We start from the raw sequence: 5,606 nt of genomic DNA on the forward strand, positions 1-5,606 counted from the left end.
GGCTATACCTCCACCTATTCCAGTCTGGGACTGGCGGATTTCCAGAAACGGATGACCGTTCAGCAATTAACGCCGCAGGGCCTGCTTGCGCTGGCGCCCGCGATTGAAGTGATGGCACAGGCAGAACAGCTGACCGCCCACAAAAATGCCGTCTCCCTGCGCGTCGCTGCCCTGAAGGAGCAAGCATGAGCATCGAAAATCTGGCACGCGAAAATGTTCGTCAGCTAACGCCCTACCTGTCTGCTCGTCGTCTGGGGGGTAGCGGCGATGTCTGGCTGAACGCCAATGAGTTTCCTCAGGAGCCGGAGTACCAGCTCACGTTATCCACGCTGAACCGCTATCCGGAATGTCAGCCGAAGCTGGTGATCGAGCGCTACGCGGCCTATGCGGGCGTCAAGCCGGAGCAAGTGCTGGCCAGTCGCGGCGCGGATGAAGGTATCGAGCTGCTCATTCGCGCCTTCTGCGAACCCGGTAAGGACGCGATTCTGTTCTGCCCGCCGACTTATGGCATGTACGCCGTCAGCGCCGAAACGTTTGGCGTGGAACGCCGTGTGGCGCAGAGCACCGCGGACTGGCAGCTGGATATGGGCTCGATTGAACGTCAGCTGGACAACGTCAAAGTCATTTACGTCTGCAGCCCGAACAATCCCACGGGCAATCTGGTGAACCCGGAAGATCTGCGCCGTCTGCTGGAACTGGCGCAGGACAAGGCATTGGTGGTCATCGACGAGGCCTACATCGAATTCTGCCCGCAGGCTTCCACCGCAAGCTGGCTGGCGGACTATCCTCATCTGGTGATCCTGCGTACGCTGTCTAAAGCGTTTGCACTGGCGGGGTTGCGCTGCGGCTTTACGCTCGCAAACGAAGACGTGATTCAGCTGCTGCTAAAGGTGATTGCCCCTTACCCGCTCTCTCTGCCGGTGGCGGACATCGCCGCACAGGCGCTGAGCGAGCCGGGTATCGCGAAGATGAAGGCCAATGTCGCCGAGATACTGGACAACCGTCGCTGGCTGGCCGATGCGCTGCGGCCGCTGGACTGCGTAGAGTCGGTGTTCCCCAGTGAAAGCAACTACCTGCTGGTGAAGTTCGACCCGACGACCCAGGTATTTAAATCTCTGTGGGATCAAGGCATTATTCTGCGCGACCAAAATAAACAGCCTGGACTGGCCGGCTGCCTGCGTATTACCGTCGGCACCCGCTATGAATGTGAACGCGTCATCGCCGCCCTGAAGGCGCTTTCCGGCGTCACCGCTTAATCTTGAGGAACGATTGTGGGATTGAAATACCTTTTTATCGACCGTGACGGCACATTGATCGCCGAGCCCCCTGAGGATTATCAGGTTGACCGGCTGGACAAACTGGCGCTGGAGCCGAATGTCATCCCTTCGCTGCTGGCGCTGCAAAAGGCAGGCTTTAAGCTGGTGATGATCACGAATCAGGATGGACTCGGCACCGCCAGCTTCCCGCAGGAAGACTTCGATCCGCCGCATAACCTGATGATGCAGATTTTCACCTCTCAGGGGATCGCCTTCGAACGCGTGCTGATCTGCCCGCACCTGCCGTCTGACAACTGCGACTGCCGCAAACCGAAAACCGCGCTGGTAGACGCATTCCTGAAAGACAACGTGATGGACAGCGGCAACAGCTATGTCATCGGCGATCGGGAAACAGATATCGAACTGGCGAAGAACATGGGGATCACCGGTCTGCGCTACCAGCGAGATGGATTGAACTGGTCTGATATCGTCACCCAGCTGACCCGCCGCGACCGTCACGCACACGTCAGCCGCGTGACGCGCGAAACGGCCATCGACGTTAACGTCTGGCTCGACCGTGAGGGTGAGAGCAAGATCAGCACCGGCGTGGGTTTCTTCGACCATATGCTGGACCAGATCGCCACCCACGGCGGTTTCCGCATGCAGGTTGAAGTCAAAGGCGATCTGTACATCGACGACCACCACACGGTGGAAGACACCGCGCTGGCGTTGGGTGAAGCGTTGAATAAGGCGCTGGGCGACAAACGCGGCATCGGCCGCTTCGGCTTTGTGCTGCCGATGGACGAATGTCTGGCCCGCTGCGCGCTGGATATCTCCGGCCGTCCGCACCTGGAATACAAAGCGGAATTCAACTACCAGCGCGTAGGCGATCTGAGTACGGAAATGGTCGAACACTTCTTCCGTTCGCTCTCTTATGCCATGGCCTGCACATTGCATCTCAAAACCAAAGGCCGCAACGACCACCACCGCGTCGAGAGCTTGTTCAAAGCCTTTGGCCGCGCGCTGCGTCAGGCTATCCGGGTCGAGGGCGACACGTTGCCGAGTTCGAAAGGAGTGCTGTGATGGATGTGGTGATTCTTGATACCGGCTGCGCCAATCTGTCATCCGTCGCCTATGCGGTGAAACGTCTGGGCTATGACCCGGTCATCAGCCGCGAGTCGGATGTGGTGCTGCACGCCGATAAACTGTTTCTACCGGGCGTCGGCACGGCGCAGGCCGCGATGGATCAGCTAAAAGCGCGCGATCTGATCGACCTGATTAAAGCCTGCACCCAGCCCGTACTAGGCATCTGTCTGGGGATGCAGCTGCTGGGCAGCGCCAGCGACGAGAGCGGCGGTATCGACACGCTGGGCATCGTCGACGCGCCCGTGCTGAAAATGGAAGACCAAGGACTGCCTCTGCCGCACATGGGCTGGAATCAGCTGACATCGCAGGCCGGTCACCGTCTGTTCCGCGACATTCCCGAAGACGCTTATTTCTACTTTGTGCATAGCTACGCCATGCCGGTCTGCGCCGATACCATCGCTCAGGCTCAGTACGGCGATGCCTTTACGGCCGCCGTGCAAAAAGAGAACTTCTATGGCGTGCAGTTCCACCCGGAACGTTCCGGCGCCGCTGGCGCGCAGTTGTTGAAAAACTTTCTGGAGATGTAAACGGTCATGATTATTCCCGCTTTAGATTTGATCGACGGGCAAGTCGTCCGTTTGCATCAGGGCGACTACGGACAACAGCGTCAGTACGGCAGCGATCCGCTCCCCCGCCTGCAGGATTATCAGCAACAAGGCGCGCAGGTACTGCATCTGGTCGATTTAACCGGGGCGAAAGATCCGGCCGCTCGTCAGATCCCCCTGCTGAAAACGCTGTTGGCAGGCGTCTCCGTACCGGTACAGATCGGTGGTGGTATCCGCACCGAGCAGGACGTTGAAGCGCTGCTGGAAGCGGGCGCTCGCCGCGTCGTTATTGGCTCCACCGCCGTCAAAGAGCCGGAGTTAGTGCAGTCGTGGTTCACCCGCTACGGCGCAGAAGCGCTGGTCTTGGCACTGGACGTGCGTATCGACGCCGACGGCGTCAAAAACGTGGCGATCAGCGGCTGGCAGGAAAATTCCGGGATCACGCTGGAGCAGACCGTCGAACGCTATCTGCCGTTCGGTCTGCGTCATGTACTGTGTACCGATATTTCCCGCGACGGTACGCTGCAGGGCTCTAACGTCGAGCTTTATCGAGAAATCTGCCAACAATACCCGCAGGTGGCGTTTCAGGCTTCCGGCGGTATCGGCTCTCTCGCGGATATCGACTCGTTGCGCGGCAGCGGCGTGCAAGGCGTGATCGTGGGTCGCGCCCTGCTGGAAGGAAAATTTAACGTAGCGGAGGCAATCGCATGCTGGCAAAACGGATAATTCCCTGTCTCGACGTGCGCGACGGACAGGTGGTCAAAGGCGTTCAATTCCGCAACCATGAAATTATCGGCGATATCGTTCCTCTTGCGCAGCGCTATGCGCAGGAAGGCGCGGATGAACTGGTTTTCTACGATATTACGGCGTCTTCCGACGGCCGCGTCGTGGATAAAAGCTGGGTTTCTCGCGTGGCGGAAGTGATCGACATCCCCTTCTGTGTCGCGGGCGGCATTAAAAGTCTGGAAGAAGCCGCACAGATTCTGTCGTTCGGCGCAGACAAGATTTCCATCAACTCGCCGGCGCTGGCCGACCCAACGTTGATTTCCCGGTTGGCTGACCGCTTCGGCGTTCAATGCATCGTGGTCGGGATTGATACCTGGCATGATGCCGACACCGGGCGTTATCATGTTAACCAGTACACCGGCGACGAGCATCGTACCCGCGTCACTCAGTGGGAAACGCTGGACTGGGTTCAGGAAGTCCAAAAGCTCGGCGCAGGTGAAATCGTATTGAATATGATGAACCAGGATGGCGTCCGTAACGGCTACGACCTGGAACAGCTGCGGCTGGTTCGAGACGTTTGTCAGGTGCCGTTAATCGCCTCCGGCGGCGCGGGGACGCGCGAGCATTTTCTGGAAGCGTTCCAGAATGCGCGCGTTGATGGCGCGCTGGCGGCATCGGTCTTTCATAAACAAATCATTAATATTGGCGAACTGAAACAGTTCCTCAAGCAACAAGGCGTGGAGATCCGGGTGTGTTAACCGAACAACAAAGAAACCAGCTAGACTGGGAAAAAACCAACGGCATGCTGCCAGCCATCGTACAACATGCCGTTTCCGGCGAAGTGCTGATGCTGGGTTATATGAATCCAGAAGCGCTGCAGGCGACGGAAGAGACGGGAAAAGTCACCTTTTTCTCCCGCACTAAAGACCGGCTGTGGACCAAAGGCGAAACGTCGGGCAACGTCCTGAACGTGGTCTCCATCACGCCGGACTGCGATAACGATACGCTGCTGGTTCTGGCCAATCCCGTCGGCCCCACCTGCCATACCGGAACAAGCAGCTGTTTCTCACCGGCAGCCAGCCAGTGGCAGTTCCTGTTTGAGCTGGAGCAGCTGTTGGCCAGCCGCAAAACCGCCGATCCAGAGAGCTCCTACACCGCACGGCTCTATGCCAGCGGTACGAAGCGCATCGCACAAAAAGTTGGTGAAGAAGGGTTAGAAACGGCACTGGCGGCAACCGTGCATGATAGAGAAGAGCTGACCAATGAAGCGTCCGATCTGATGTACCATCTGCTGGTGCTGCTTCAGGATCAGGATTTAGATCTGGCGACCATTATCGGCCGTCTGCAAGAACGTCATACCAAGTAACTGCCCTATGCGAAGGTCACCCCAAGGTGTATTGGGGTGACCTATATCTCAAAATCCCTGCTTAGATAGATGACGGTGACAGCTGAGACGGTTGCGGCATGTCCAATCCCGTTAACTGTGCTTCGCGTTTTACCTTGAAGGTATCCATCGCCAAGATGAGCTGCCGCGACTGCTCTTCAAGCGAACGGGTTGCTACCGCGGCTTCTTCAACCAAAGATGCGTTATGCTGCGCGACATCTTCCATCTGCGTCACCGCGATATTGACCTGATCGATACCATGACTCTGTTCCTGGGACGCTTGGGCAATCTCTTTCATCAACACATTGACGCTTTCGATTTGGGTCGAGATTGCCGACATCGTGTCGCCCGCGCGCGTGGTAAGCTGATGCCCTTCACTGACTCGCTGATTAGAATCAACAATCAAGGCATGAATTTCTTTTGATGCCTGAGCACTGCGCTGAGCCAGCGTTCTGACTTCATTGGCGACGACGGCAAAACCACGCCCCTGTTCACCAGCACGCGCCGCTTCCACCGCCGCGTTCAGCGCCAGAATGTTGGTCTGGAAGG

The 5,606-nt window shown here is 57.8% G+C and carries 8 protein-coding genes; 7 read left to right on the top strand and 1 reads right to left on the bottom strand.

Going from position 1 to position 5,606, the window contains the following annotated elements; all coding sequences use genetic code 11:
- The 7 genes from Q7O77_RS13985 to hisIE all read left to right on the top strand — a co-directional run.
- On the top strand, positions 1-189 hold a 189-nt coding region (locus Q7O77_RS13985; protein ID WP_304168442.1), incomplete at its 5' end, for a histidinol dehydrogenase.
- Entirely contained in the window at positions 186-1,256 is a 1,071-nt protein-coding gene (hisC, locus tag Q7O77_RS13990; RefSeq protein WP_304168444.1) for a histidinol-phosphate transaminase, read from the top strand. The genes Q7O77_RS13985 and hisC, both read left to right, overlap by 4 nt.
- A 15-nt stretch (positions 1,257-1,271) precedes the next feature.
- Positions 1,272-2,339, top strand: a complete 1,068-nt coding sequence (hisB, locus tag Q7O77_RS13995) for a bifunctional histidinol-phosphatase/imidazoleglycerol-phosphate dehydratase HisB (protein ID WP_304168447.1) — start codon at positions 1,272-1,274, stop codon at positions 2,337-2,339.
- Positions 2,339-2,929, top strand: a complete 591-nt coding sequence (gene hisH / locus Q7O77_RS14000; protein ID WP_304168449.1) for an imidazole glycerol phosphate synthase subunit HisH — start codon at positions 2,339-2,341, stop codon at positions 2,927-2,929. Before hisB ends, hisH begins: the two co-directional genes overlap by 1 nt.
- 6 nt (positions 2,930-2,935) lie before the next feature.
- On the top strand, positions 2,936-3,673 hold the full coding sequence (hisA, locus tag Q7O77_RS14005; RefSeq protein ID WP_304168452.1) for a 1-(5-phosphoribosyl)-5-[(5-phosphoribosylamino)methylideneamino]imidazole-4-carboxamide isomerase: 738 nt from the start codon (positions 2,936-2,938) through the stop codon (positions 3,671-3,673).
- Positions 3,655-4,431 carry an imidazole glycerol phosphate synthase subunit HisF gene (hisF, locus tag Q7O77_RS14010; protein WP_085651637.1) on the top strand — a complete coding sequence of 259 codons (777 nt, stop codon included), beginning with the start codon at positions 3,655-3,657 and terminating at the stop codon, positions 4,429-4,431. The genes hisA and hisF overlap by 19 nt, the downstream gene beginning before the upstream one ends.
- Positions 4,425-5,039 (top strand): bifunctional phosphoribosyl-AMP cyclohydrolase/phosphoribosyl-ATP diphosphatase HisIE, encoded by a 615-nt coding sequence (gene hisIE / locus Q7O77_RS14015; protein ID WP_304168457.1) that lies wholly within the window; start codon positions 4,425-4,427, stop codon positions 5,037-5,039. The genes hisF and hisIE overlap by 7 nt, the downstream gene beginning before the upstream one ends.
- A gap of 61 nt (positions 5,040-5,100) precedes the next feature.
- Here the strand turns inward: hisIE and Q7O77_RS14020 are convergent.
- Positions 5,101-5,606 (bottom strand): methyl-accepting chemotaxis protein (locus Q7O77_RS14020; RefSeq protein ID WP_304168458.1); only part of this gene is annotated, 506 nt, incomplete at its 5' end.

Origin of the sequence: Lonsdalea britannica (assembly GCF_946477055.1) — a bacterium.
In the GTDB taxonomy this organism is placed as follows: domain Bacteria; phylum Pseudomonadota; class Gammaproteobacteria; order Enterobacterales; family Enterobacteriaceae; genus Lonsdalea; species Lonsdalea britannica_A.

Excerpts from the sequence above, each read along its gene's own strand:
- hisC (WP_304168444.1), top strand. The coding sequence starts at position 186 with ATGAGCATCGAAAATCTGGCACGCGAAAATGTTCGTCAGCTAACGCCC.
- hisH (WP_304168449.1), top strand. The coding sequence starts at position 2,339 with ATGGATGTGGTGATTCTTGATACCGGCTGCGCCAATCTGTCATCCGTC.
- hisA (WP_304168452.1), top strand. The coding sequence starts at position 2,936 with ATGATTATTCCCGCTTTAGATTTGATCGACGGGCAAGTCGTCCGTTTG.
- hisF (WP_085651637.1), top strand. The coding sequence starts at position 3,655 with ATGCTGGCAAAACGGATAATTCCCTGTCTCGACGTGCGCGACGGACAG.